1 protein-coding gene is annotated in these 2,060 nt (G+C 39.9%); it reads left to right on the forward strand.

Annotation, left to right across the window (positions count from 1 at the left end; all coding sequences use genetic code 11):
* On the forward strand, positions 1-2,060 hold a 2,060-nt coding region (locus FFR48_RS29825; RefSeq protein WP_307722544.1), incomplete at both ends, for a beta strand repeat-containing protein.

A 2,060-nucleotide genomic window follows, 5' to 3' on the forward strand; every position in this document is an offset into this window, starting at 1 on the left:
TTTCACAGTTCAGACAACTCCAGACACCTTACTTGAAGGTAATGAAACCTTTACAGTCAGTTTAAGTAATCCTACGAGTGGTGCAATTATTAGTTCTACCAATGGTACAGCCAAAGGTACTATTAATGATGATGATTCTACTCCTCAATTTAGTATTGCAGCAGCGTCAGCAACAGAAGGTAATAGTATTACTTTCACAGTTACTCGTACAGGTGATGCTCAAGCTAACCAAACAGTAAACGTAGCCACATCCATAGCTAGTGGTGACACAGCAAGTGCAAATGACTTTACTGCAAAAACAGAAACTCTAACATTTGCACAAGGTGAAACAAGCAAGACTTTCACAGTTCAGACAACTCCAGACACCTTACTTGAAGGTAATGAAACCTTTACAGTCAGTTTAAGTAATCCTACGAGTGGTGCAATTATTAGTTCTACCAATGGTACAGCCAAAGGTACTATTGAAGATAGCATTATCACAATTACAGCAAACACTCAAGACGGACCAATTGTGGGGGCTAATGTGTTCTTTGATGGTAATTCTAACGGCATCAGAGACGAAGATGAACCTCAGACTACTACTGATAGCACTGGTAATTTTACCTTAGAAATTAGTGGTGCTTCTTACGACCTCAATCAAAATGGTCGTATTGACCCCACTGAAGGATATTATGTTGCCACCGGAGGTAAAGATGCCATAACCGGACTGCCTTTTACAGGCAATCTGCGAGCAGTTGCTGGTTCTGCTGTAGTAACACCGATTACAACACTAGTTTCTAGCATCGTGGATACCGGAGTCAGTCTAAAAGACGCGTTAACCCAAGTCAATAATGCTTTAGGAATACCTGATAGTGTTGATTTAGTTACTTTTAATCCTATCTCAACAGAGAACTTAGGTTCTAGTGAATCGCTAAAAGTATTGACAGCCCAGGCATCTGTACAAACCCTCATCGGACAAATCACAGCAGCTTTTGAAAGTGTCACAAATATTGATGGAATAACACTAGCGAATCAGGTAACAAGTAACCTAGCCACAGCGGTTCTTGAGTCACAGGATTTCAACCTCAGTAATGTAGACCAGATTAAATCTCTGATTACTAATACTGTCACTAGTTTAAGAGAGCTAGACAACACTCTGGACTTGACAAAGATTACCGACAATACAGAAAAAATATCCCAAATTGTCTCTGATAGTAGCGAACAAATCTTGACTGCAACTAGTATGAGTACAGGCTTTAAAGCCCAAAAAGTCGCTCAATCTGACATTACCCAGGATATAATTGCCGCCCTTGAAGGGCTGCAATCTTTTGATGATGTTGTTACAGGAGAGGCTCTGAAGGAGTTAATAAATAACGCCACTATTGAGACTCTCGTTAACCTTGAAGTTACTTCCAGTACTGTTATGGAAGATGGTATATCTAACCTGGTTTACACTTTCACTCGGATTGGTGATACAGATAATACCTTAACAGTTAACTATGATATTACTGGAATTGCTGACAGTAATGATTATACAGGGGCAATACCGGGAAAAGGTCAAACTATAACTTTCGCAGCAGGTTCGAGTAAAGCAACTTTAACCGTTGACCCCAGACCGGATATCATTATTGAAAATGATGAAACTGTGGTGTTAACTCTAGCCCCAGGGACAGGCTATACTGTTGGCACTTCCACTGCTGTCACTGGAACTATTAATAACGATGATCCAGCACCTGAATTTAGTATTGCAGCAGCGTCAGCAACAGAAGGTAATAGTATTACTTTCACAGTTACTCGTACAGGTGATGCTCAAGCTAACCAGACAGTAACCGTAAGCACATCCATAGCTAGTGGTGACACAGCAAATGCAAATGACTTTACTGAAAAAACAGAAACTCTAACATTTGCACAAGGTGAAACAAGCAAGACTTTCACAGTTCAAACAACTCAAGATACCTTACTTGAAGGTAATGAAACCTTTACAGTCAGTTTAAGTAATCCTACGAGTGGTGCAATTATTAGTTCTACCAATGGTACAGCCAAAGGTACTATTAATAACGATGATTCTAGTCCTCAATTTA

The sequence above is a fragment of the Sphaerospermopsis reniformis genome (assembly GCF_005402885.1).
Classification (GTDB): Bacteria; Cyanobacteriota; Cyanobacteriia; order Cyanobacteriales; family Nostocaceae; genus Sphaerospermopsis; species Sphaerospermopsis kisseleviana.